General features: G+C 74.1%; 18 protein-coding genes and 3 tRNA genes. 12 read left to right on the top strand and 9 right to left on the bottom strand.

Annotated features, from left to right (window positions below; all coding sequences use genetic code 11):
• Positions 1 to 52 precede the first annotated feature (52 nt).
• The 6 genes from tadA (at position 53) to ACIQVT_RS24050 (ending at position 3,564) form a co-directional block, all read left to right on the top strand.
• Positions 53 to 484, top strand: a complete 432-nt coding sequence (gene tadA, locus ACIQVT_RS24075) for a tRNA adenosine(34) deaminase TadA (RefSeq protein ID WP_403757523.1) — start codon at positions 53 to 55, stop codon at positions 482 to 484.
• 44 nt (positions 485 to 528) lie between these two features.
• Positions 529 to 613: transfer RNA gene (locus ACIQVT_RS24070), tRNA-Ser, on the top strand.
• 156 nt (positions 614 to 769) lie between these two features.
• Positions 770 to 949, top strand: a complete 180-nt coding sequence (locus ACIQVT_RS24065; RefSeq protein ID WP_403757520.1) for a hypothetical protein — start codon at positions 770 to 772, stop codon at positions 947 to 949.
• 10 nt (positions 950 to 959) lie between these two features.
• Positions 960 to 1,253: a Dabb family protein gene (locus ACIQVT_RS24060; protein WP_403757517.1), complete on the top strand. Its 294-nt coding sequence runs from the start codon at positions 960 to 962 to the stop codon at positions 1,251 to 1,253.
• A 149-nt stretch (positions 1,254 to 1,402) separates the two neighbouring features.
• Positions 1,403 to 2,263 carry an RNA polymerase sigma factor SigF gene (locus tag ACIQVT_RS24055; RefSeq protein ID WP_403757514.1) on the top strand — a complete coding sequence of 287 codons (861 nt, stop codon included), beginning with the start codon at positions 1,403 to 1,405 and terminating at the stop codon, positions 2,261 to 2,263.
• A 359-nt stretch (positions 2,264 to 2,622) separates the two neighbouring features.
• Positions 2,623 to 3,564, top strand: a complete 942-nt coding sequence (locus tag ACIQVT_RS24050) for an RNA polymerase sigma factor SigF (RefSeq protein WP_403757510.1) — start codon at positions 2,623 to 2,625, stop codon at positions 3,562 to 3,564.
• Between the two features lie 160 nt (positions 3,565 to 3,724).
• Here ACIQVT_RS24050 and ACIQVT_RS24045 read toward each other — a convergent pair whose 3' ends face one another.
• Positions 3,725 to 3,919, bottom strand: a complete 195-nt coding sequence (locus ACIQVT_RS24045) for a hypothetical protein (RefSeq protein ID WP_403757507.1) — start codon at positions 3,917 to 3,919, stop codon at positions 3,725 to 3,727.
• Positions 3,920 to 4,144: 225 nt separating this feature from the next.
• On the opposite strand from ACIQVT_RS24045, the gene ACIQVT_RS24040 reads away from it, so the two are divergent.
• From ACIQVT_RS24040 to ACIQVT_RS24025, 4 genes are all read left to right on the top strand, one after another.
• A complete protein-coding gene (locus tag ACIQVT_RS24040; RefSeq protein WP_403757503.1) occupies positions 4,145 to 4,636 on the top strand; it encodes a MarR family winged helix-turn-helix transcriptional regulator in 492 nt (163 codons plus the stop codon).
• Between the two features lie 13 nt (positions 4,637 to 4,649).
• Positions 4,650 to 7,199, top strand: a complete 2,550-nt coding sequence (locus ACIQVT_RS24035; RefSeq protein ID WP_403757500.1) for an MFS transporter — start codon at positions 4,650 to 4,652, stop codon at positions 7,197 to 7,199.
• Between the two features lie 103 nt (positions 7,200 to 7,302).
• Positions 7,303 to 8,124, top strand: a complete 822-nt coding sequence (locus tag ACIQVT_RS24030; protein ID WP_403757498.1) for a YceI family protein — start codon at positions 7,303 to 7,305, stop codon at positions 8,122 to 8,124.
• Between the two features lie 108 nt (positions 8,125 to 8,232).
• Complete coding sequence (locus tag ACIQVT_RS24025) at positions 8,233 to 8,703, top strand: PPOX class F420-dependent oxidoreductase (protein ID WP_403757494.1); 471 nt, start codon at positions 8,233 to 8,235, stop codon at positions 8,701 to 8,703.
• Here the strand turns inward: ACIQVT_RS24025 and ACIQVT_RS24020 are convergent, their stop codons facing one another.
• From ACIQVT_RS24020 to ACIQVT_RS23985, 8 genes are all read right to left on the bottom strand, one after another.
• Positions 8,704 to 9,489, bottom strand: a complete 786-nt coding sequence (locus ACIQVT_RS24020; RefSeq protein WP_403757490.1) for a TetR/AcrR family transcriptional regulator — start codon at positions 9,487 to 9,489, stop codon at positions 8,704 to 8,706.
• 324 nt (positions 9,490 to 9,813) lie between these two features.
• The gene (locus tag ACIQVT_RS24015) at positions 9,814 to 12,015 is read right to left on the bottom strand and encodes an ArnT family glycosyltransferase (RefSeq protein ID WP_403757487.1); all 2,202 of its coding nucleotides are present in this window, start codon (positions 12,013 to 12,015) and stop codon (positions 9,814 to 9,816) included.
• Positions 12,012 to 13,541, bottom strand: a complete 1,530-nt coding sequence (locus tag ACIQVT_RS24010) for a glycosyltransferase (RefSeq protein WP_403757484.1) — start codon at positions 13,539 to 13,541, stop codon at positions 12,012 to 12,014. Before ACIQVT_RS24010 ends, ACIQVT_RS24015 begins: the two co-directional genes overlap by 4 nt.
• A 13-nt stretch (positions 13,542 to 13,554) precedes the next feature.
• Positions 13,555 to 15,177 carry an ATP-binding protein gene (locus ACIQVT_RS24005; RefSeq protein WP_403757481.1) on the bottom strand — a complete coding sequence of 541 codons (1,623 nt, stop codon included), beginning with the start codon at positions 15,175 to 15,177 and terminating at the stop codon, positions 13,555 to 13,557.
• Positions 15,174 to 15,914, bottom strand: a complete 741-nt coding sequence (locus ACIQVT_RS24000) for a response regulator transcription factor (protein ID WP_403757478.1) — start codon at positions 15,912 to 15,914, stop codon at positions 15,174 to 15,176. Before ACIQVT_RS24000 ends, ACIQVT_RS24005 begins: the two co-directional genes overlap by 4 nt.
• A 163-nt stretch (positions 15,915 to 16,077) precedes the next feature.
• Positions 16,078 to 16,980 (bottom strand): DUF2797 domain-containing protein, encoded by a 903-nt coding sequence (locus ACIQVT_RS23995; protein ID WP_403757476.1) that lies wholly within the window; start codon positions 16,978 to 16,980, stop codon positions 16,078 to 16,080.
• A 148-nt stretch (positions 16,981 to 17,128) separates the two neighbouring features.
• Positions 17,129 to 17,201 (bottom strand) — tRNA-Arg (locus ACIQVT_RS23990).
• Positions 17,202 to 17,405: 204 nt separating this feature from the next.
• Positions 17,406 to 17,496: transfer RNA gene (locus ACIQVT_RS23985), tRNA-Ser, on the bottom strand.
• A gap of 200 nt (positions 17,497 to 17,696) precedes the next feature.
• On the opposite strand from ACIQVT_RS23985, the gene ACIQVT_RS23980 reads away from it, so the two are divergent.
• Positions 17,697 to 18,164: an SSI family serine proteinase inhibitor gene (locus ACIQVT_RS23980; protein WP_403757473.1), complete on the top strand. Its 468-nt coding sequence runs from the start codon at positions 17,697 to 17,699 to the stop codon at positions 18,162 to 18,164.
• 245 nt (positions 18,165 to 18,409) lie between these two features.
• Positions 18,410 to 23,167 carry a PAS domain-containing protein gene (locus tag ACIQVT_RS23975; protein WP_403757470.1) on the top strand — a complete coding sequence of 1,586 codons (4,758 nt, stop codon included), beginning with the start codon at positions 18,410 to 18,412 and terminating at the stop codon, positions 23,165 to 23,167.
• Positions 23,168 to 23,187: the final 20 nt, after the last annotated feature.

Genomic DNA, 23,187 nt, shown 5'->3' with positions numbered 1-23,187 from the left:
CGCCGACCCGCGGGTCACCCCGGACCCGGTACGCGACCCCTGGCGGCCGGCGATGCGGCTCGCCCTGGACGAGGCCGCACTGGCCGCCCGGGACGGGGACGTGCCCGTCGGCGCGGTCGTGCTGTCCCCGGACGGCACGACCGTCCTGGCGGCCGGGCACAACGAGCGCGAGGCCACCGGCGATCCCACGGCCCACGCGGAGGTCCTCGCGATCCGGCGGGCCGCGGCCCGGCTCGGGGAGTGGCGGCTGACCGGCTGCACGCTGGTCGTCACCCTGGAGCCGTGCACCATGTGCGCGGGCGCGCTGGTCCAGTCCCGGGTGGACCGGGTGGTCTACGGTGCCCGGGACGACAAGGCGGGTGCCGCCGGTTCCCTGTGGGACGTGGTGCGCGACCGGCGGCTCAACCACCGTCCGGAGGTCATCGAGGGCGTCCTCGCGGCGGAGTGCGCCCGGCTCCTCACCGCCTTCTTCCGGGACCGCTGAATCCGATTTCGAACCGGGCCGCACTGTGCTGTAGGGTCTCCCTCGGTAGCGTGTCCGAGCGGCCGAAGGAGCTCGCCTCGAAAGCGAGTGTGGCGCAAGTCACCGAGGGTTCAAATCCCTCCGCTACCGCTCACAGGAAGGCCCCGCCCGACGGCGGGGCCTTCCTTGCGCTCCGGGCACAACCGCGCCGCGCCGGTGGGCTGTTGGCAGTGGCGGGAGGGGCGGACGTTACACTCGCGGCCGGCAGCAGGGGGCCCTCGGGGCACTGGCACAGGGGAGGCCGCGATGGCGGTGAACGCCAAGAAGATCGCCGTGTACGTGCTCGTGGTCTTCGCGCTCTACGTGATCATCACGGACCCGGCCAAGGCGGCCGACTACGTGCAGATAGGCTTCGAGGGCATATCGGACGCCGCCCGAGCCGTCGGTGACTTCATGACCTGGCTCGCCGACGGAGGAAAGGGCTGAGGTACCTCCCATGATCCGCCATCTGGTCCTGTTCAGGCTCAACGACGGCGTCGGACGCGACGATCCGCGCGTGGTCGCGGGCGCCGAGGCCTTCCGGGCGCTCGGCGGACAGATCGAGGAGCTGCGGTTCTGGGAGTGCGCCTGGAACATCAGCGACCGGCCGATCGCCTACGACTTCGCGATCAACTCGGCCGTCGAGGACGCCGACGCCCTCCGGCGGTACCTGGAGCACCCGGCCCACCAGGCGGGCGTCGCGCTGTGGCGCGAGTTCGCCACGTGGGTGATCGCCGACTACGAGTTCTGACCCCTTCCCCGCAGCAGCCCCCCGCCGGAACGGCGGGGGGCTTTCCCGCGTCTTGAGCCCCAACTTGTCTGTGTTTGAGGACAACACGGTGTTATGCGGTGCTTGCACACAGTGCACATGTCTTGTGATGCTATGACCGCTTTTGACGGATGATTGACCGTGAAGAGGTGGCGTTGACCGTGTCGGCCAGTACTGCGCCGCCCCAGGAAGAGGCACCCGCTCCGCCGCCGCCGGCCCCCGAGAGGCGCCGGGGCGCGGACACCCGGGCCCTCACCCAGGTGCTGTTCGCCGAGCTGAAGACGCTCGCCCCGGGCACGCCGGAGCACAACCGCGTGCGGGGGGCGCTGATCGAGGCGAACCTCCCGCTCGTGCGCTACGCCGCCGCCCGCTTCCGGTCCCGCAACGAGCCGATGGAGGACGTCATCCAGGTCGGCACCATCGGCCTGATCAACGCCATCGACCGGTTCGACCCCGACCGGGGCGTGCAGTTCCCGACCTTCGCCATGCCCACCGTGGTCGGCGAGATCAAGCGGTACTTCCGGGACAACGTCCGCACCGTCCACGTACCCCGCCGGCTGCACGAGCTGTGGGTGCAGGTCAACAGCGCGACCGAGGACCTGACCACGCTCCACGGCCGCTCGCCGACCACCGCCGAGATCGCCGAACGGCTGCGGATCAGCGAGGAGGAGGTGCTCAGCTGCATCGAGGCGGGCCGCTCGTACCACGCCACCTCGCTGGAGGCCGCGCAGGAGGGCGACGGACTGCCCGGGCTGCTCGACCGGATCGGGTACGAGGACCCGGCGCTGGACGGCGTGGAACACCGCGACCTCGTCCGCCACCTCCTCGTCCAGCTCCCCGAACGCGAACAGCGCATCCTGCTGCTGCGCTACTACAGCAACCTCACCCAGTCCCAGATCAGCGCCGAACTCGGCGTCTCCCAGATGCACGTGTCGCGGCTGCTCGCGCGCAGTTTCCAGCGGCTGCGCTCCGCGAACCGGATCGACGCGTAACACCGCGGAACCGCCCGGCCGGCGGACCGTCGCACCACACCCGGCGGTGGTGGCACAGCAGGCGCACGGAAGCACACCCCGAATGGCGCTGCATCGCAAATCCGAGCGAGCGGTAACCGGCGCGAGCGAATCTCTCACCAGGGCAGTTGCCGACAGTCGGGACCCGAGACACCGTCAGACCCCTCCCCTCCAGGGGGTATTCGGCTCTCACATGTCGACATGTCACTACAGCGCGTTGCCGACATGTGACATTCTGCGGGAAGCGCGTTTGCCGAGGCTTCGGCTCCGGTATTCAGGTGAAGGCTGCGTCGCTCGGGAAGGACGCCGCCGCGACCGTCCCGCGACCCAAAGGGGGTGGCATGTCCGCAGACCAGGGCAGCTCGAAGGTGCTGACGCCCACGCTGAGCGAGGCAGCGCCCAAGGAGCTCGACGCTCTCGACGTCCTCGACGGGTTCGAGGGTGTCACGGCCCTCGAGGCCGTGCCGTCCCCGGCCGCCGCCCCGGCCGCCGAAGCTGTCCCGGCCGCGCCGGCCACGGCGAACCTCGACACCCGCACCCTGTCCCGCTCGCTGTTCCTGCGCCTGGCCGCGCTGGACGAGCACAGCCCCGAGCGGGCCTATGTGCGGGACACCCTCATCGAGCTGAACCTGCCGCTGGTGCGTTACGCGGCAGCGCGTTTCCGCTCGCGCAACGAGCCGATGGAGGACATCGTCCAGGTCGGCACGATCGGCCTGATCAAGGCGATCGACCGGTTCGACTGCGAACGGGGCGTGGAGTTCCCGACGTTCGCGATGCCGACCGTCGTCGGGGAGATCAAGCGCTTCTTCCGGGACACCTCGTGGTCGGTGCGCGTCCCGCGCCGCCTCCAGGAGCTGCGCCTGGCGCTGACCAAGGCCAGCGACGAGCTGTCGCAGAAGCTGGACCGCTCGCCGACGGTGACGGAGCTGGCCGCGGTGCTCGGTGTCTCCGAGGAGGACGTCGTCGACGGCCTCGCGGTCGGCAACGCCTACACCGCCTCCTCCCTCGACTCGCCGGCCCCCGAGGACGACGGCGGCGAGGGCTCGCTGGCCGACCGGCTCGGCTACGAGGACAGCGCGCTGGAGGGCGTCGAGTACCGCGAGTCCCTCAAGCCCCTGCTGGCCAAGCTGCCGCCCCGGGAGCGGCGGATCATCATGCTGCGCTTCTTCGCCAACATGACCCAGTCGCAGATCGGCGAGGAGGTCGGCATCTCCCAGATGCACGTCTCCCGGCTGCTCACCCGGACGCTGGCCCAGCTGCGGGAGGGCCTGATCTCGGACTGACCCTCCGGTGCGACGCGTACGACGGATACGCGTGGCCGCCGATGCGCCGTCACGGCCGCGTCGGCGGCCTTCGTGCGTCCCGGGTGCGAAACGCACGCCGACGAGCGCCCTCACCCGGTCCGGGCGGGGCGCTCCCACGAGCGGGCGGGGTCCGCCGGGGTTACTTGAGCGCCAGCCAGGCGACTCCCGCCACCACGAGGAGCGCCACGACGATGCCGACGATCAGGCCGACGCGGGGGCCCGCGGGAGCCGCCTGCTGCTGCCGGCCCTGCGGTGCCTCGTCGACGAACGCGCGGAACATCTGGGTGTTGCCGGCGGGGTCGTAATTGCCCTGGGGGCCCTGGGTGTTAGCCATGGCCCGAGACCTTAGCGAAGTCACGCCCTCCGGCCCAAGCGGGGGCCGGGGGGAAGATGTCCGGCGGACCGACGACCGCCGCAGCGCACTTCCCCGGGCCACCTGCGTCTTTACGTCATCCATACCTCTCTTTGCCGAAGCTTTGCGCCACCACCGGCCAACTTGTTTGCCTTCAGCAACCAAGCACCTTTATGGTTGCTTCAAGCAACGAATACGGGAGGTGTGATGGCCGGGCAGGCGCAGTTCGAGGAGCTGGCGCGTCAGCTCAGTGCCGTCGGAGCCGTGAAACGGGACATGGGGCGCATCCTGCCCCCCGACTGCCCGGCCGGCTCGGCCGCCGTGCTGACCCTGCTCGGCCGCCACGGCGACATGCGCATGAGCAAGCTCGCGGAGCTGCTCGCCGTGGACATGTCGGTGACCAGCCGGCATGTCGCGCACGTGGCCGCACGCGGCTGGATCGAACGGCACCCGGACCCGGCGGACAAGCGCTCGCGCATCCTGCGCCTGACGCCCGAGGGCCTGGAGCAGCTGGACGAGCTGTCCCGGCGGACCACGCACCTGCTCGCCGAGCGGCTGGCCGACTGGACCGACGAGGAGGTCGGCCAGCTGATCGGGCTGATGACCCGGCTCCGCGCGTCCTTCGGTGACTGCCGGTCCGTTCCGCGGCTACCCGCACCCGTATTCGAAGAGACCACCCGTACACCCGCAAGCACGTAAGAAAAGGAAGCCCATGGCAACGACCACACCAGCCGGTGTGCGGGCTCACGCCAAGCACGGGGGAGGCTCCCACGGCGACGCCCCCATGACGCACCGGCAGATCATGGAGGCCCTCTCCGGGCTGCTGCTCGGCATGTTCGTGGCGATCCTGTCGTCCACGATCGTCTCCAACGCCCTGCCGCACATCATCGGGGACCTCGGCGGCGGCCAGTCCGCCTACACCTGGGTGGTCACCGCCGCCCTGCTGTCGATGACCGCGGCCACTCCCCTGTGGGGCAAGCTCGCCGACCTGTACAGCAAGAAGGCGCTCGTCCAGATAGCGCTGATCATCTACGTGGTCGCCTCGATGGCGGCCGGCCTGTCGCAGAACCCGGGCATGCTGATCACCTTCCGCGTGTTCCAGGGCATCGGCGTCGGCGGTCTGTCCGCCCTGGCGCAGATCGTCATGGCCGCGATGATCTCCCCGCGCGAGCGTGGCCGCTACTCCGGCTACCTCGGCGCCACCTTCGCCGTCGCCACCGTCGGCGGCCCGCTGCTCGGCGGTGTCATCACCGACACCTCATGGCTGGGCTGGCGCTGGTGCTTCTACGTCGGCGTGCCCTTCGCGATCATCGCGCTGATCGTGCTCCAGAAGACCCTGCACCTCCCCGTGGTCAAGCGGGACGTCAAGGTCGACTGGGGCGGCGCGACCCTCATCGCCGCGGCCGTCTCCCTGCTCCTGATCTGGGTGACCTTCGCCGGCGACAAGTACGACTGGATCTCCTGGCAGACCTACGCGATGATCGGCGGTTCGATCGTCCTCGGCGCGCTCTTCGTGCTCGTCGAGTCCAGGGCGAGCGAGCCGATCATCCCGCTGCGCCTGTTCAAGAACCGCACGATCACCCTGGCGTCGCTCGCCTCCCTGTTCGTCGGTATCGCGATGTTCTCCGGCACCGTCTTCTTCAGCCAGTACTTCCAGTTGGCCCGGGACAAGTCCCCGACCATGTCGGGCGTCATGACCATCCCCATGATCGGTGGTCTGTTCGTCTCCTCGACCGTCTCCGGCCAGTTCATCACCCGCACCGGCCGCTGGAAGGCGTGGCTGGTCAGCGGTGGCGTCCTGGTGACGGCCGGCCTGCTGCTGCTCGGCGGCATCCGGTACGACACCGACTACTGGAAGATGGCCATCTACATGGCCCTGCTGGGTCTCGGCATCGGCATGATGATGCAGAACCTGGTGCTCGCCACGCAGAACCAGGTGGCCCCGTCCGACCTCGGCTCGGCCAGCTCCACGGTGACCTTCTTCCGTTCCCTCGGTGGTGCGGTCGGCGTCTCCGCGCTGGGCGCCGTGATGTCCCACAAGATCACCGACTACGTCAAGGACGGCGTCTCCGCCCTCAGCCCCAAGTACCAGGCCGCCCTGGCCGGGGGCTCCGGGTCCACGGACTCCATCCCCGACATGGACAAGCTGCCGGCCCCCATCCGGACCCTGATGGAGAGCGCCTACGGCCACGGCATCGCCGACGTCTTCATGATCGCCGGCTTCCTCGCCGCCGTCGCCTTCCTGATCACGCTGTTCATCAAGGAGGTCCCGCTGCGGACCAAGGGCGCGCTCGCCCAGGGCGCCGAGGCCCAGGCCCCGGTGACCGACCCGGCCGCCGCCCCCGCCGTCGCCGAGGCCCAGGCCCCGGCCGCCGAGGAGGTCCCGGCCGCGTTCTCCGCCGGCACGGTCTCCGACCCGGCGGGCCACGACGGCACCGCCACGGCGACCGCGACCCGGCAGCTGACGGCCGTCGCCTCGGCCGCCGAGCCCGGCACCGCCGGCGGCACCCCGGTCCACGGCTTCGTCCGCGGCGCCGAGAGCGCCCCGGTCGCGCAGGCCGCCGTCACCCTCATCTCGCTGACCGGCCGCCAGCTGGGCCGCTCGGTCGCGCGGGCCGACGGTTCCTACACGCTGGCCGCCCCGGGCGCCGGCTCGTACGTCCTGATCGCCTCCGCCGACGGCTACCAGCCGCAGGCCTCCACCGTCGTGGTGGGCGAGGACGCGCTGTCGTACGACATCCTGCTCAGCGGCACCAGCGGGCTGACCGGTGTCGTCCGGGCCGCCGGGAGCGCGCTGCCGGTCAAGGGCGCCATGGTGATCGTCACCGACGTGCGCGGCGACCTGCTGGCCACCGCCTCCAGCGGTGAGCAGGGCGACTTCGCCCTCACCGACCTGGTGCCCGGCACCGTGACCGTCGCGGTCAACGCGAGCGGCTTCCGGCCGCGCGCCCTGCCGGTCGAGGTCGGCGCCACCGGCGTCACCCGGATCGAGGTCGACCTGGACGCCGGCGCCCGGCTCCAGGGTGTCGTCCGGGCCCCGCACGGTCCGCTGGCCGACGCCCGGGTCACCCTGGTCGACCAGGCGGGCAACGTGGTCGGCACCGCCACCACCGGCAGCGACGGCGCGTACGCCTTCACCGACCTGGACAGCGGTGAGTACACCGTCATCGCGACGGGCTACCCGCCGGTGGCCACCGCGCTGACCGTGGCCGGCCCGGGAGTGGACGGCCACGACATCGAGCTCGCCCACCCCGGCGAGTAGCCGGCACCCGGCCCGTGGCGGCGCGCGCCCTGAACGGAGGGCGCGCCCGCCGCGGGCCGGTCTCATACGACCGATTTTTGAGCTTTTCCAGGGAGATGACGGGATGGGACTGACCGCGAAGATCCGTACGCGGGACGGCTGGGCCGTGTCGCACGCGGTCGTCACGGTGACCGACATGACCGGCACGCAGGTGCTGCGGGCCGAGGCGGACGCCGAGGGAGCCGTACGGGACACCACCGAGCTGGCGCCGGGCGCGTACACGGTGATCGTGACCGCCGTCGGGTACGCGCCCGCCGCTTCCAGCGCGATCGTCACCGCGAGCGGCCGGGCCGAGGTCGGCACGGTCACGCTGACCCGGCAGGGCGGCACCGAACTGCCGCCGCCCGGCCCCTGGACCATCGACCCGGTGCACTCCTCCGTCGCCGCGGTCGCCCAGCACCTGGGCATCTCCAGCGTGCACGGCCGGTTCACGGAGTTCGGCGGCACGATCGAGATCGCGCCCGACGACATCGGCAAGTCCCGCGTGGAGGCGGTCATCCGGGCGGCCTCCGTCGACACCGGCAACGGCATGCGGGACACCCACCTGCGCTCCGGCGACTTCCTCGACGTCGAACGGCACCCGGAGATCACCTACCACTCGACGGGCCTGACACTGGCCGCCACCGACCGCTGGACCGTGCACGGCGAACTGTCCCTGCACGGTGTCGTACGCCCCGTCGACCTGGACCTGGCCTACCTGGGCACCGGCGCCGACCCGTGGGGCGGCACCCGGGCCGCGTTCCGGGCCACCGCCGAGCTGCGCCGCGAGGACTTCGCGATGAACTACAACCAGGTCCTCCAGGCCGGCATCGCCGCCATCGGCACCACCCTCAGGGTGGAACTGGACATCCAGGCCGTCCAGGGAGACTCCCTGCCCACCGCGTGACCCCCCGGGGCGGACCGCTGTGTCCGCCGCCCCCCGAGGCCCCGTCGGCCTGTCCCTGCCACCGGCAGGGACAGGCCGGCGGGGCTCCGGCGACCTAGGCTTGCCCGCATGGCACCGAACATCGCGTCCAACACCCGGGTATCGGCAGCCGAGCTGCTGGACTTCGTCCGCCCGCGCCACCGCGCCCTCCTCATCACCCGCCGCGCCGACGGCAGCCCACAGGCGTCCCCGCTGACCTGCGGCGTCGACGACTCCGGCCGGATCGTGATGTCGACGTACCCCGAGCGCGCCAAGACCCGCAACGCCCGGCGGGACGACCGCGTCAGCCTGGTCGTCCTCAGCGACGAGTGGAACGGCCCGTGGGTGCAGATCGACGGCACGGCCGAGGTCGTCGACTGCCCGGACTCCGTGGAGCCCCTGGTCGAGTACTACCGCAACATCGCCGGTGAACACCCCGACTGGGACGAGTACCGGCAGGCGATGGTCCGGCAGGGCAAGTCCGTCATCCGGGTGACGCCCGAACGCTGGGGTCCCGTGGCGACCGGCGGCTTCCCGGCCCGGCTGGCCCCCTCGGAGTAGTCAGCCCCGGGCGACCATCGCCTCGATGCCGGCGACGAGCAGGTCCAGGGCGAAGGCGAAGTCGCGCTCCATCATCTCGCCCACCGTGTCCCCGCCCCGGGCCGCCATGAGCGCCCTGGACTCCCGCACCACCTCGGCGGTCCCCGGCGCCTCGGCCACCACGGTCATGGCCTGCTCGACGTACTCGTCAGGGGTCAGCCCGGTGTCCGCGCTGCGGGCGAGGAAGTGGCCCTCGACGGTGCCGAAGCCGTAGACGAACCGGAAGACGGCCGAGATCGCGCCGGTCACCCCGTGATCGGGCAGCCCCGTCCCCCGGACGACCCGCTGGATCGCCCGGGAGAAGGCCACCGAGTGGGGCCCGATGTCGAGGAAACGCCCGGCCAGCGGGGACACCCAGGGGTGTCGGACCAGCAGGGTCCGGTAGGCGGTGGCCAGCTCCCGCAGCTGTTCCCGCCAGTCCTCGGCCGGGTTCTCAGGGTTCTCGGTGTTCTCAGGTTTCTCCGACTCGGGCAGCCGCAGCTCGGCGTAGGTGGCGTCCAGGGCGAGTTCGAGCAGGTCGTCCTTGGTGTCGACGTACCAGTACAGGGACATCGCGGTGACGTTCAGCTCGGCGGCCAGCCGCCGCATCGAGAACCCCGCGAGGCCCTCCGCGTCCAGCAGCCGCACCGAAGCCTCGGTGATCCGCTCCCGGTCCAGCCCCGAGGGCTGCCCGCCGCGCCCGCCGCGGCGGGCCCTGTCCGCCAGCCACACGCTGTGCCGCGCCGACCTACCTGCTGCCTTCGCCACCGGCGCACCTTCCTCCGCCTCGGATGCCGCTCCAGATGCTAGGCCCTCCCGTCCGGAACATGCCGGGCTCACGAGTCCCGGCACCGCCCCCGATCCGGGCCGATCCGAACGGAGGACGCCGCTCCCGGGGGCGCCCGGGACCGGCCCCGGCGCCCCCTGTCCCCCGTGCCCCGGTGTCGTCGGGCGGACACCCGTTCCGCCCACCGCGGCAGGGCGGACGGCGCCGAGGACGGCCCGGCGCTGCGGGTGACCCGGGCGAACGGAAACGCCGTACACCGCACAGTCGCGCTGTGCGGTGTACGGCGACGGGTGGGCCGTCAGCCGTCAGCCGCCGGCCTTCCGCGTGAGGTCGTAGAAGGTCGCCGAACCGACCGTGACCTTCTTGAACGTGCTCTGCACCCACGAGCTGATCCGGGAGGCGCTGCCACTGCCCCCGTCGGCACCGCCGCCCATGCCGCCACCGGCGATGAAGTAGTGGATCCTCCCCTGCTCCACGTACGTCTTGAACTGCGCCAGTGTCGGGGACGGGTCGGTGCCGTTGAAACCGCCGATCGCCATCACCGGGTCGCCCGTGGCGAGCTGGTAGCCGGCCGCGTTCTGGGAACCGACGGAGGCGGCGACCCAGGTGTACGCCGAGGCGTCCGACTCCAGCAGCTTCCTGGCCGCGGACGACACGTTCGTGCCGTTCAGCAGGCCGCCGGCGCCGCCACCCGGTCCGCCCTCGCCCGGCAGGCCGGCCCCGGGGAAGCCGTTGCCGTTCGCCCCGCCGGTCCGACCCTGCTGCCCCGGCCCCGTCGGGGCGGTGCCGTTGCCCCGGTTCGGGCCCGGCATGCCTCCGCCGAAGCCACCGCCGCCCGGAAACCCGTTGGCCCCTGGGGCGCGCTGCCCCCGCGCGCCGGGTGCCCCACCGCCGAAGCCGCCGCGCATGCCGTCACCGCCGGGGCCGCCGCCCCGGCCGCCCATCACGCTCGCGCCCGCCGGGCCCGCCGTGACGATCGAACCGGTGTGACCCTGCCCGACCGTGCTCAGCGTGTACGCGGTCGGCCCGGCCAGCGCGGCCACCAGCCCCGTCGCCGCCGCCCCGAGCGCGAGCCGCCGCGGGACGCGGCCCGCGAAGACCAGGCCGAGCGCCGCGGTGAGCCCGCCGACCAGGACCAGCCACTTCAGCCAGGGCAGGTAGCCGGAGGTCCGGTTCAGCAGGACGTACCCCCAGGCCGCCGCCGCGACCACGGACGCGGCGAGCGTGATCGACGCCCACAGCTCCCGCCGCCGCTCCCACAGCAACCCGGCACCCATGCCGACGACCGCGGCGAGGTAGGGGGCGAGGGCCACCGTGTAGTACTGGTGGAAGATGCCCGCCATGTAGCTGAACACCACGGCGGTCATCAGCAGCGAACCACCCCAGACCAGGAACGAGGCGCGGGTGACGGACGTCCGTCCGAGCCTGCGGGTGGCCACCAGCCCGGCGACGAGCAGGATCAGCGCGGCGGGCAGCAGCCAGGAGATCTGGCCGCCGACCTCGGAGCCGAACATCCGGTCCCAGCCCGTCTCGCCCCACATGCCGCTGCCGCCGCCCCCGCCCCGGCCGCCCACGCTGCCGGTCTCCTCGCCGTCGAGGCGGCCGAGCCCGTTGTAGCCGAAGGTCAGCTCCAGGAAGCTGTTGTTCTGCGAACCGCCGATGTACGGACGGGAGGAGGCCGGCCACAGCTCGACCACGGCCACCCACCAGCCGCCGGACACGACCAGTGCGAGCGTCGCCGCGGCCAACTGCGCGAACCGCCGCCGGAGCCGCACCGGCGCGCACACCGCGTACACGGCCGCCAGCGCCGGCAGGATCAGGAACGCCTGGAGGGTCTTGGTGAGGAACGCGAACCCGATCGCGACACCGGCCCACACCAGCCACTTCGTACGCCCGTCCTCCAGCGCCCGCACGACGAGGGCGCAGGCCACCGACATCAGCAGGGCCAGCAGCGCGTCCGGGTTGTCGAACCGGAACATCAGCGCGGCGACGGGGGTCAGCGCGAGCACCGCGCCCGCGAGCAGACCGGCCGCGGGGCTGAACCGGCGGCGCACGGCGGCGTACACGACGGCGACGGACGCCACGCCCATCAGCGCCTCGGGCGCCAGGATCGCCCAGGAGCCGAGGCCGAACAGCCGCACCGACAGCTCCATCGGCCACAGCGACGCCGGCGGCTTGTCGACGGTGATGGCGTTGCCCGCGTCCAGCGAGCCGAAGAAGAACGCCTTCCACGACGTGCTGCCCGCCTGGACGGCCGCCGAGTAGAAGGAGTTGGCGTAACCGGAGGCGCTGAGGTCGTACAGGTAGAGCAGGAGGGTGGCTGCCAGCAGGCCGAGGAGGGCCGGACGGGCCCAGCGCGGGTCCTCGGGCCGGCCGCGCCACAGCCGGCGGACGAACGGCTGCCGCGGTTCACCGGCCCGCGGGGCCGACGGTGGGGCGGCCGGGGACGGTGTGCCGGCGCCCGGGGCGCCCCGCGGCGCGGTGGGCGGGTCGTAGTGGGTGGTCATCGGGCGTCCCTCGGGTCGTTGTCGTGAGGCCGCACCGGCCGGGACGGCACGGCGCCGTCCCCGCGGGTGCCGTCCGCGGCGTCACCGGCGCGGACCTGGGCGGTGCGGTACAGCTGGTGCTGCGGGTGGGGCTGGGGCTGTGGGTGGGAGGGCTGCGGCTGGTCCGGCTGCTCGCCCCGGCCCGGGGCCGGACGCTGCGGGAGCGGCGCGTACGGGGCCGTCGCGCCCTGGACCGGCGGGGAGGCCGGGGCGCGGTCCGCCGGCACCGCCGGTGCGCCGCCGGGCCTCTCGCGGTCCGGGAAGACCCAGGCGCGGAAGAGCAGGAACCGCAGCACGGTGGCCGCGAGGTTGGCGGCGATGAGCACCGCCAGCTCCGTGGAACGGGCCGGGCTGCCGGTCGCCACGCCCAAGGCGGCCAGGGAGCCGCTGGTCAGGGCGAGACCGATACCGAAGACGACCAGGCCCTGCGCCTGGTGGCGTACGGCGCCGCCCCGGCCGCGCACCCCGAAGGTGAGCCGGCGGTTGGCGGCGGTGTTGGCCACGGCGGACACCAGCAGGGCGAGCGCGTTGGCGGCCTGCGGGCCGGAGAACTGCCGGAAGACGCCGTACAGCGCCAGGTAGAACAGCGTCGACAGGCCGCCGACCACGCAGAACCCGACGAGCTGACGGGCCAGCCCCTTGGGCACGTCGGGCAGCCGGCGGTCGCGCGGGTCGTCGCCGAAGGGCCGGGACAGCCGGTCCAGCGGCAGCGAACCGGTGGCCAGGGCCCGGCCGACCCGCCACACCCCCCTGAGGTCGTCGGTGGCCGTCCGCACCAGGTGCACGGTGGAGTCCGGGTCGTCGACCCAGTCCACCGGCACCTCGTGGATCCGCAGACCGGCCCGCTCGGCCAGCACCAGCAGCTCGGTGTCGAAGAACCAGCCGGTGTCCTCCACCAGCGGCAGCAGCACCCGCGCCACGTCACCCCGGATGGCCTTGAAGCCGCACTGCGCGTCCGAGAAGCGGGCCTGGAGCGAGCCGCGCAGGATCAGGTTGTAGGCCCGGCTGATGAACTCCCGCTTGGGACCGCGCACCACCCGCGAGTCACGGGCGAGCCGCGAACCGATCGCCAGGTCGGAGTGGCCCGAGATCAGCGGCGCCACCAGCGGCAGCAGGGCGTTGAGATCGGTGGACAGGTCGACGTCCATGTAGGCGAGGACCGGCGCCGGGGACGCGGACCACACGGTCCGCAGCGCCCGCCCCCGCCCCTTCTGCTCCAGGCGGACGGTGCCGACCTCGGGGATCTCCGCCGCCAGCCCCGCCGCCACCAGCGGGGTGCGGTCCGTGGACGCGTTGTCCGCGATGGTGATGCGGAACGCGTAGGGGAAGGTGCGCGTGAGGTGCTCGTGCAGTCTGCGGACGCACGGCCGGAGATCCCTCTCCTCGTTGAAGACGGGGACCACTACGTCCAGGACAGGCGTGCCGGCGGCCGTGGCCGGGAGGTGCTCCCGCGCCGGCAGGGTGCCGGGAGAAGAGTCGGTTCGCATGCACCGACTCTTCTCAACTGCCCTGTCGCGCCCATGTGGTGGCACTGTGGTGGGCCTGTGAGAACGCTCGCGGGCCACTCTGCGCGCAGGGCTGCGGGCCGGCGGGGGCGGACGCGGGCAGGTGCACCGTGAACACCGTGCGCCCCGGCTCGCTGTACACGGTCACCGCACCGTCGTGCGCGGTCGCGACGGCCTGCACGATGGCGAGCCCCAGCCCCGTGGACCCGGTGGCGCGGGACCGCGCGGAGTCGCCCCGCGCGAACCGCTCGAACACGTGCGGCTGGAGCTCCGGCGGGATGCCCGGCCCGTCGTCCTCCACGTCCACGCACACCCACGCCCCCCGCCGCCGCACGCGCGCGGTGACGGTCGTACCGGGCGGGGTGTGCTTGCGGGCGTTGCCCAGCAGGTTGACCAGCACCTGCTGCACCCGCGCCGCGTCCGCCGACACCAGCGCCGGCTCGTCGGGCAGGTCGAGCCGCCAGTTGTGGTCCATGCCGGCGGCGCGGGAGTCGCTGACGGTGTCGACGACCAGCGGCACCAGGTCGGTCCGCTCGAACTGGAGCGGCCGGCCGGCGTCGAGCCGGGCGAGCAGCAGCAGGTCCTCGACGAGGAGGGTCATCCGGCCCGCCTCCGACTCGATCCGGGCCAGGGCGTGCCGGGTGTCGGGGCCGATCTGCTCGCGCCCGCGCCGGGTCAGTTCGGCGTACCCGCGGATGGAGGCGAGGGGGGTGCGCAGCTCGTGGCTGGCGTCGGCCACGAACTGCCGTACCCGCGTCTCGCTCCGCTGGCGGGCGTGCAGCGCCCCGTGGACGTGGTCCAGCATCCGGTTGAGGGCGGCACCGACCCGGCCGACCTCGGTGTGCGGGTCGCACTCCGCCTCCGCGACCCGCTCGCTGAGGTTCACCTCGCCGGTGTGCAGCGGGAGTTCGGAGACCCGGGTGGCGGTGGCGGCGACCCGGCGCAGCGGGCGGGTGGCGACACCGACGAGCACGTGACCGGCGATGGCGGCGGCGACCAGGCCGGCCACCGTGACGCTGACCTCGATGAGGACGAGGGCGTCGATGGTGCCGTCGACCTCCTCGGTGGGGATGCCGACGTAGTAGTCACCGGCGGGGCCGTGGGCGTACCGCACCCGGTAGGAGCCCAGGCCGGGGAGGTCCACGGTGTGCGGCCGCTCGTCCCGGGCGACGGTGCCGAGGGCATCGAGCTGGGCCCGGCCGAGCGTCTTGGGGCTCATCGCGTAGGTGGCGCTGGACTTGGCGCCCACCTTGCCCGTGGTGGCCCTGCCGTCCTTGACCTCGGCCGCGACCGTGTACTGCGGCTGCGGGCCCCGTGACACGAACTGCGAGAGATCGGTGGCCTGACCGATCCGTCCGCTCCGCCGGCCGTCGGGGAGGGGTACGGCCTTGGCGGCGCCGGGCGGCGGGAAGTCGGCGGACGCCCGGGCCCCGACCTCGTGCAGCTGGTCGTCCAGCTGCGTGTACAGGTGCGACCGCAGGGCCAGCGTGGTCACGGTGCCGATCACCGCGCACACCACGGCGATCAGCGCGACGGACGCGACGACGAGCCGCGTCCGCAGGGTGCGCGGCTGACCCGGCCGCCGTTTCCGCGGACGCGGCCGCCGCCGCCCGCTCATGACACGGCGGGCTTGATCAGGTAGCCGGCCCCGCGCCGGGTGTGGATCATCGGCTCCCGGCCGGCGTCGATCTTGCGGCGCAGGTAGGAGATGTACAGCTCGACGACGTTGGCCTGGCCGCCGAAGTCGTACGACCACACGCGGTCCAGGATCTGCGCCTTGCTGAGCACCCGCCGGGGATTGCGCATGAGGAACCGCAGCAACTCGAACTCGGTGGCGGTGAGGTGGATGTCGTCCCCGCCCCGCGACACCTCGTGGCTGTCCTCGTCCAGGGTCAGGTCCCCCACCACGAGCACGGAGTCGGACCGCCGGTCGGCCGCCCCGGCCCGGCGGATCAGCCCGCGCAGCCGCGCGACGACCTCCTCCAGGCTGAACGGCTTGGTCACGTAGTCGTCGCCGCCGGCGGTCAGTCCGGCGATACGGTCCTCCACCGCGTCCTTCGCGGTGAGGAACAGCACGGGCACGTCCGGCAGTTCACGGCGCAGCCGGCCGAGCACGGCCAGGCCGTCCATGTCCGGCAGCATCATGTCCAGCACGACGGCGTCGGGCCGGAAGTCGCGGGCCGTCTGCACCGCGCCCTGCCCGTCGCCCGCGCTCCTGATCTGCCAGCCCTCGTAACGCAGGGCCATGCTCAGCAGTTCGGTGATCGACAGCTCGTCGTCCACCACCAGCACGCGGACGGGGCTCCCGTCCGGCCTCAGCAGTTCGGTGCGCCCCTGGGGCGAGGTCGTGGTCATGCCGGACACCCTGTCGGGGCCCTCTGAGAAGACGCTTTCCGGAGTCTGTGTTTTCTCTGAGAAGCGCACAGGAACCTCTCAGGCGACGCCTGGGCACGGGATGGGCCGACGGTGGCCGCACCGGGCGATCCCGCGAACCGGCGCCACCAGGACGGCCCCCGCGTCAGAACAACCCGTCCTGCTCCTGCTCCCGCTCCAGGTCCCGCGGCTGCCGGAAGGGCCGTACCGGCACGGTGCGGGTGCCGGACGCGGGCGGCACGGCCACCGGACCCAGCGCCCACCCGGTCATCAGCCGGGTGTCCAGTACGACCACCCCGAGGCCGGCGACCGCCAGATGCAGATCGGGCCCGGCGGCGGCGACCAGTTCACCGTCCACGGCGCCGCCGGGCACCAGCTCCCCGACCTCGCCGCACGCCTCCGGTACCCCCTCCAGCCCGAACGTCCGCACATGGTCGGCGACTTCGCAGGGCTCCCGCCGCAGCGTCTCCGGCCACCCGGCGAGCGCGACGGCACGGGCGTGCAGTTCCCGGACCTCGGCGGCACGCGCCGCCCGTGTCCCCGGCAGCGCCGACCGGACGGCACGCTTCTGGGCGTACGCGATCCGGTCCGGCACCCCCAGCGCGGCCCGCAACAGCTCCTCGGTGCGCCGGGCGGCCATCAGCGGACCGGTGCCGAGCCAGCTGAAGCAGACGGCGCCCTGTTCCAGCAGCCGGGCCGGCCCGCGTTCGGAGGCGGTGATGCCGACCTTCACCAGACCCGGACCGAACCAGGCCAGGTACACCCGGTACGGCCGGGGGTCGTCCGCGAGCGTGTCGGCGGCCACGGAGTGCGCCCGGTCCAGCCGCGCGCACTCCTCGCACCGGGCCCCCGTGCTCCGCCCCGGCACGGCGACCCCCCGCGGGCAGGCGTGCCCCCGCGCCCCCACACAGGTCCGCACGCCGTCCCCGGGCACCGCGAACGCGACGCGCTTCCCCCACGGCAACGCACTGCGCCGCCCGCCGCCCCACTCCAGCACCGGCCCACCGGCCACCCACCGAAGCCCCGCGCATTCCCACACCCGTGCCATCACCGCCAGGGTAGGGGCAGCCACTGACAGGCCCCGGCGAACGCCCACGCCCTGCCGCACCGGCTCCCGGGGACCCTTCTGCTCCCAGAGACCCTCCGGCACCCGGAAACGCCGAAGGCCCCGGATCTCTCCGGGGCCTTCGTACAAGTGCACTCGGCAGGATTCGAACCTGCAACCTTCTGATCCGTAGTCAGATGCTCTATCCGTTAAGCTACGAGTGCTTGTTCTTTTGTTTTGTCTTCGCTCCCGGCCCTTTCGGCCCGCTCGCGGCGACAGGAAGAACATTACATGACTGCCGCCGTCATGTGAAATCCGATTCGCATACCCCTTGCGACCTGCGGAAACGCTGCTCCCGAGCGTGGGGGACGATCAAGGCCGGGGAACGCCGAAGCCCCGGTCCTGGGGACCGGGGCTTCGGGTGAGTGCGGAGGCGGAGGGATTTGAACCCTCGATGGGCTTTAAGACCCAAACCGCATTAGCAGTGCGGCGCCATAGACCGGACTAGGCGACGCCTCCAGCACAACCGCTCACGCGAGCGCGCGATCGGTGCGTGCAGATGATGACACAGGCGAGCGCCCTGTCACCAATCGCCCCCCACGGTACTAGGCCGCCGGGCCGCAGGGCAAAGGGCTTCCCCGGTGGGGCGGGCGGAGGATCAGGGAGAGGTCAGGGGTGCCCTTGCGCAACGTCCTGGGCGGTCGGGCGTTGGACGGGGCATGACCTCTCTTCTGTCGGGCGCCGCGCGGCGCCTGCTGTCGGCGTCCCTCGCCGGCGCCGCCTCCCTCGTCCCGCTCCTCGCCGCCGTACCCGCCTGCGCGGCCGGTGCCGCGCCGCCGCCCGTCCGGCCCGAGGACCGGGGCGATCACCTGACCGTCGTGGTCCGGCACGCCGGGGCCGGGCGCGACGGGACGTACCAGCTGTCCTGTCACCCGGACGCCGGCCGTCACCCGGACGTGGCCGGGGCCTGCCGGACGCTCGACGCGAACACCCGGTGGGGACGCGACCCCTTCGCGCCGGTGGACCCGGACGCCCTCTGCACCCCGCTCTACGGCGGTCCGGCCACGGCCCACGTCACCGGTGTCTGGGCCGGACGCCCGGTCGACGCCTCGTACAGCCGCCGTGACGGGTGCCAGATCGGGCGCTGGGACCGGATGGTGCCCCTGCTGCCACGTGCCCGTGCGTAGCCGCCGGCCCGGGGGCCGGGGCGGACCGGGGCGGACGCGATGGTTCCGTAAAGGTCCGGGGGAGGGACGGGGGAGCCGGGGCACGTGGTCACACGTTCGTGTCACTTCCTCGTGGGACGTCCCTCTCATCCGGCGCCGCGAGCGCGATCCGTGCGCTTAGACTCCCTCGCGTGACACGTCGCGGGCAGGTTGGCAAGATGGCCCGGGCGGTCGGCAAGGTGCGGTAACAGGGAGGAAGGCGTCTCGTGAGCAGCAGGCCATCCCGAGGCGCTGCTCGCCTCGCAGCCATACTCGACGCGCTGCCGGACGCGTTGGTCCTGGTCAACGCCAACGGAACCGTCGTCAACGCCAACACCATCGCGTTGGAGGCCTTCGAGGCGCCGGGGACCGCGCTCGTCGGGCGCGGCCTGCTCGACCTGCTGCCGCAGTTCGACTCCCGGCTCATCCCCGGCTCCATGCGGCGGCCCGACCACATGGACCCCCGCGGGCGTACGAAGCCGACGCGGATGGTCGCGCGGCGGACCGACGGGACCGAGTTCCCGGTCGAGGTCACCAGCGCGAACCTGGAGAACGGGCAGCAGGCGTACGACGGTTACGGCTACACCGGTGACGAGCTGCTCATGCTCGTGGTCCGGGACCTGTCCGGGACCGTGGACACCGAGGCCGAGCTGGCGCGCTCGCAGCGGCAGACGGAGATGATCCTGCGGGCCGCGTCGGAAGGTGTCGTCGGCACCGACACCGACGGGCGGATCGTGCTCGTCAACCCGGCCGCCGCCCAGATACTGGGATACCGGGCCGGTGAGCTGGGCGGCGAGGAGCTGCACGCCCTGGTGCTGCACTCGCGCGCCGACGGCACGCCGTTCCCGTACGAGGAGTCGCCGCTCGCCGACACCCTGCGCTCCGGGCGCAAGCACCGGGTGCGCGGGCAGGTGCTGTGGGCCAAGGGCGACCGGAAGGTGCCGGCCGATCTGACCACCGCCCCGGTGCGGGACGGGGACCAGCTCGTCGGCGCCGTGATGACCTTCACCGACCGTCGGCCGTTCGACTCCCTGTCGGAGGAGAAGGCCGCGCTGGAGAAGGCGCACGCACAGGAGGTGGAGCGGCTCTCCGAGGAGCACGCCTCCGACCTGACGGCCCTGCGCCAGCAGCACGTCGCCGAGGTGGAGGAGCTGCGCGAGCAGCACGCCGAGGAGATGGCGGCCGGCGAGGAACGGTACGCCGCGCTCGCCGAGCGGGAGAAGGACCGGTACGAGGCCCTGGCCGGCCGGCACGAGCAGCTGCTGACGCTGCTCGGGCAGTCGCTGCGCGGGCCGCTCGACGAGCTGCGCCGGGAGCTGGCCGCGCTGGCCGCCGACGACGCCGGACAGCTGTGGCCCGAGGCCAACCAGGTGCTCCACCACCTCTCGGCCGGCTACTCACGCATCACGACGCTGATCGACAACGTCCTCGGCTACCAGCGGCTGGACACGGGCGCCGAGGACATCACCCGCACGAAGGTGCTGCTGGACGCCGTGGTCGCCGCCGGAGTGGACGGCGCCGTCGAGCTGATCGGGCCGGGGCGGGTGCAGTTCGCCGTACACGCGCCGCCCATCGAGGCGGAGGTCGACCCGCGGCGGCTCGCCACCGCCCTCGCCCATCTCGTGGCGGATGTCGCCGGAGTCGACGCCACCGGCAACACGCCCGTCTCGGCGGGCGGCTACCTGGACAACACGGTCGTCGTGGCGGCGGCGCAGCGCGGAGAGGTCGCGCGCATCGAGGTGCGCGGGCCGTACGCCGGCGGAGACCCGGTGCACGAGCCGATCGTGCGCGGGATCGTGCGCGCCCACGGCGGTGTCCTCCAGACGCACGAGGTGCCGGGCATGAGCGGTAGCGCGTACGTGCTGGAGGTGCCGCTCGGCGGCGGGGCGGGCGCGGTCGCGGGTGCCGGGCTCGCGCAACAGGCGGCGTTCGAGGGGCAGGCGGCCCTGCCGGGGCCGATGCCGGGCACCGGCGACGAGGCCGCCGATGCCGCAATGGGTGAGCAGGACGGCGGCGGGGGGCGGCGGCGGGCTCGCCGGGGCTCCACGGACGCCTTCCTGGAGAGTGACGTGGCCGGGGCGGCCGACGCCGGTGACGCGGACGGCGCCGTGCCGACCGGACGGCGCCGGCGGCGGGCCGCAGGCCCCGCCGGAGAGGCGTTCGCGCTGCCCGCCGCGCTGCCGGCGGAGGCACCGGCCGAGGTGCCGGAGGCCGCGTCCGGCGGCACCGGACGGCGCCGTGGCCGGCCCGCCGACCTCGCCACCGGCGAAGACACGGGTCCCGGTGACGGCGACGGCGTGGCCGAGGGTGCCGTGATGACCGCGGCCGAGCACGCCGCGGGGGCGGCCGCCTCCGGTACCGGACTCGGTGGCACCGTGCCGCCGCAGGGCGTGCCCGTGCCCACGGGCCGCCGCGCCCGCCGCGACCCCGGGGCCCCGCAGGCCGCGCTGCCACCGGCCCTCCCCGCGCCGGGCGGCGCGCCGCACGCCGTTCCGGCGGACGGCGCGGACGCGCGGGCGGACCAGGACGACGAGGGGCAGCCGACCGGACGGCGCCGGCGCGCGCTGGCCGCGGCGGCGGAGCGGGCGGCGGCCCAGGAGGCGGCGGCGGGTGCCCCGCGCGCGGTCTTCGCCCTGCCGCCGGCCGAGGCCGACCGGGCCCCGGACGCCGCCGACACGACCGACCCCGAGGACGTGACGGGTGCCGCGGACCCGGTGGGTGCGGGTGCGCAGGCGCCGGTGGCCGCCGGCGCCGCTGCTCCCGGGGAGCCGGTCACGGACGCCCCGCAGGCCCCCGCGGCCCCGGTGGTTCCGGGTACCGACGCCGGTGCGCCGCAGGCCGCCGGGGCCGGGGCACTGCCCGGACAGGTGCGGATGCCCGCGCGGCAGCCGGTGTCGGTCAGGGGGGTCCCGGGTGCCCCGGGCAACCCGGACGACGACAGCCGGCACGACGCCGTACCGCTCGACCGGGCCGAGGACCACACCCCGCCGCAGCCGCACCCCACCACCGCCCCGACCGGCCGACGCCGCCGGGCCGTGGCCCAGCCGGCCGGGACCGCCGGGCCGGTGGCGCCGGGCACCGCACCGGCGGCCGTCCCCGGCCACGCACCCCCCGTACAGCCGGGGCAGTCCGTCCAGCCCGGGCAGTCCGCGCACGCGGCGGCGCCGGTCGCCCCCGGTCAGGCACCGCACGGCGCCCCCGTACCGCCGGCCGCCGGTCAGGCGGCCCCGGGACACGGTGTCCCGGCACACGGCACGTCCGGTGCGGGCATCCCGGCGCAGGCCGGTCCCGTCGCGCCCGCGGGCCAGCCGCAGGCCCCGGCCCCGGGTGCCACGCAGCCGGCCCCCGGCGGCAGGCCGGGCCCCGCCGCTCCGGGCCGCCCGGCCACGGCGACGCAGCCCGTCGTCCCCGCCCAGGGAACGGCGCACGGCCAGCCCGCACCCGGTCCGCACGCGGCACCGCCCCAGGCCGCCCACGGCACGCCCGCGCCCGCCGCCCAGGGCCGGCACCAGGCCGCGGGCGTACCGGCCCAGGGCACGCCCGGCCAGTCCGTACCCGCGCGGGGCACGGCGGCGCACGCACCGGCCGCCGGCGGCCCGGCCGGGCCGCCGCCGGGCGCCCTCCCGCTGCCCACGGAGACCGGGGCCGGGCGGGCAGCGGCGGAGCAGACCGCGCCCGCGCCGCCCGGAGCCCCTCGGCAGTGGCCGGGTGCCGGCGGCACCGGCGGCGCGGGGACACCCACGCCCGCGCCCGGCACGCCGCTGCCCGGCGGACAGCCGCAGCGGGCCGCTCAGCCGTTGCCCGCGGAGGCAGCGGGTGGCGCGCCGATCGACCCCGACTCGACGCAGGGGCGGGCGTTCAGCGTCCGTACCCTCGGCCAGGGCGTGCCGTTCGCGCGGCAGGCCGCGCAGGCGCAGCAGCCGACGGCGACGCCGCCCCCGCACGCGCCGGGCGGCTCCGGCCGGCGGCGCCGGCTCGGGACACCCCCCGACCCGGCCACGCGTCCGGAACCGCAGCCGGAACAGGGCGCCCGGCCGCACCAGCCGACCGCACCGGCGCCCGCCCAGCCGTCGCAGGCCGGACAGGCACCCCTGCCCCCGTCCCGGCCGGCGCCGGGCACCGAGGGGATCGGACGCTCGTACGCCATAGGGGCGCCGGGGCCCGACGCCGCCGAGGGACCGGAGCCGCTGGACGGGCCCGGTGGCGCCGTCGAGGTGGCGGACACCCCGCGTCCGCAGCCGCTGGACGACGAGCTGCCCCCGGAGCCGCTGGACAACCCGCGCCGGCTGCTGGTGTGGCCCGCGCCGGACGTGACGACCCAGCAGGCGCTCAGCGACCGCGGGTACCGGCCGGTCATCGTGCACTCGCGCGAGGAGGTCGACGCGCAGATCGCGGCCTTCCCCGCCGCGCTGTTCGTGGATCCCCTCACCGGTCCCATCACCCGTACGGCGCTCCAGTCGCTGCGGCAGGCCGCCGTGGCCGCCGAGGTGCCGGTGCTGGTGACGGCGGGGCTCGGGCAGGCGACGCGCGAGGCGGCGTACGGCGCCGACCCGGCCGTCCTGCTGAAGGCGCTGGCCCCCCGGGACAGTGAGCAGCATCCGCCGCGGGTCCTGCTCATCGAGGAGCACGCGGAGATCGCGCTGGCGCTGACCTCGACGCTGGAGCGGCGCGGGATGCAGGTGGCGCGGGCCGCCAGTGACGACGACGCGGTGACGCTGGCGGGGCAGTTCCGGCCGAACCTCGTGGTGATGGATCTGATGCAGGTGCACCGGCGGCGCGCCGGACACACCGGGATCATCGACTGGCTGCGGGTGAACGGGCAGCTCAACCGCACCCCGCTGGTCGTCTACACCGCCGCCGTCGACCAGGCCGACCTGCCCCGGCTGGCGTCGGGCGAGACCGTGCTGTTCCTCGCCGAGCGGTCCACCAGCACCGAGGTGCAGAGCGGGATCGTCGACCTGCTGGCGCGGATCGGGACCAACTAGCCGCGCGGGACGCCGTGGCC

Source organism: Streptomyces sp. NPDC100445 (genome assembly GCF_044759735.1).
In the GTDB taxonomy this organism is placed as follows: domain Bacteria; phylum Actinomycetota; class Actinomycetes; order Streptomycetales; family Streptomycetaceae; genus Streptomyces.
This window is presented reverse-complemented; position numbering and strand designations above follow the sequence as displayed.

Bases quoted from the DNA above. Each gene is read 5' to 3' on its own strand.
- tadA (WP_403757523.1), top strand. From the start codon at position 53: ATGCGGCTCGCCCTGGACGAGGCCGCACTGGCCGCCCGGGACGGGGAC.
- ACIQVT_RS24065 (WP_403757520.1), top strand. From the start codon at position 770: ATGGCGGTGAACGCCAAGAAGATCGCCGTGTACGTGCTCGTGGTCTTC.
- ACIQVT_RS24060 (WP_403757517.1), top strand. From the start codon at position 960: ATGATCCGCCATCTGGTCCTGTTCAGGCTCAACGACGGCGTCGGACGC.
- ACIQVT_RS24055 (WP_403757514.1), top strand. From the start codon at position 1,403: ATGATTGACCGTGAAGAGGTGGCGTTGACCGTGTCGGCCAGTACTGCG.
- ACIQVT_RS24050 (WP_403757510.1), top strand. From the start codon at position 2,623: ATGTCCGCAGACCAGGGCAGCTCGAAGGTGCTGACGCCCACGCTGAGC.
- ACIQVT_RS24045 (WP_403757507.1), bottom strand. From the start codon at position 3,919: ATGGCTAACACCCAGGGCCCCCAGGGCAATTACGACCCCGCCGGCAAC.
- ACIQVT_RS24040 (WP_403757503.1), top strand. From the start codon at position 4,145: ATGGCCGGGCAGGCGCAGTTCGAGGAGCTGGCGCGTCAGCTCAGTGCC.
- ACIQVT_RS24035 (WP_403757500.1), top strand. From the start codon at position 4,650: ATGGCAACGACCACACCAGCCGGTGTGCGGGCTCACGCCAAGCACGGG.
- ACIQVT_RS24030 (WP_403757498.1), top strand. From the start codon at position 7,303: ATGGGACTGACCGCGAAGATCCGTACGCGGGACGGCTGGGCCGTGTCG.
- ACIQVT_RS24025 (WP_403757494.1), top strand. From the start codon at position 8,233: ATGGCACCGAACATCGCGTCCAACACCCGGGTATCGGCAGCCGAGCTG.
- ACIQVT_RS24015 (WP_403757487.1), bottom strand. From the start codon at position 12,015: ATGACCACCCACTACGACCCGCCCACCGCGCCGCGGGGCGCCCCGGGC.
- ACIQVT_RS24010 (WP_403757484.1), bottom strand. From the start codon at position 13,541: ATGCGAACCGACTCTTCTCCCGGCACCCTGCCGGCGCGGGAGCACCTC.
- ACIQVT_RS24005 (WP_403757481.1), bottom strand. From the start codon at position 15,177: ATGAGCGGGCGGCGGCGGCCGCGTCCGCGGAAACGGCGGCCGGGTCAG.
- ACIQVT_RS24000 (WP_403757478.1), bottom strand. From the start codon at position 15,914: ATGACCACGACCTCGCCCCAGGGGCGCACCGAACTGCTGAGGCCGGAC.
- ACIQVT_RS23995 (WP_403757476.1), bottom strand. From the start codon at position 16,980: ATGGCACGGGTGTGGGAATGCGCGGGGCTTCGGTGGGTGGCCGGTGGG.
- ACIQVT_RS23980 (WP_403757473.1), top strand. From the start codon at position 17,697: ATGACCTCTCTTCTGTCGGGCGCCGCGCGGCGCCTGCTGTCGGCGTCC.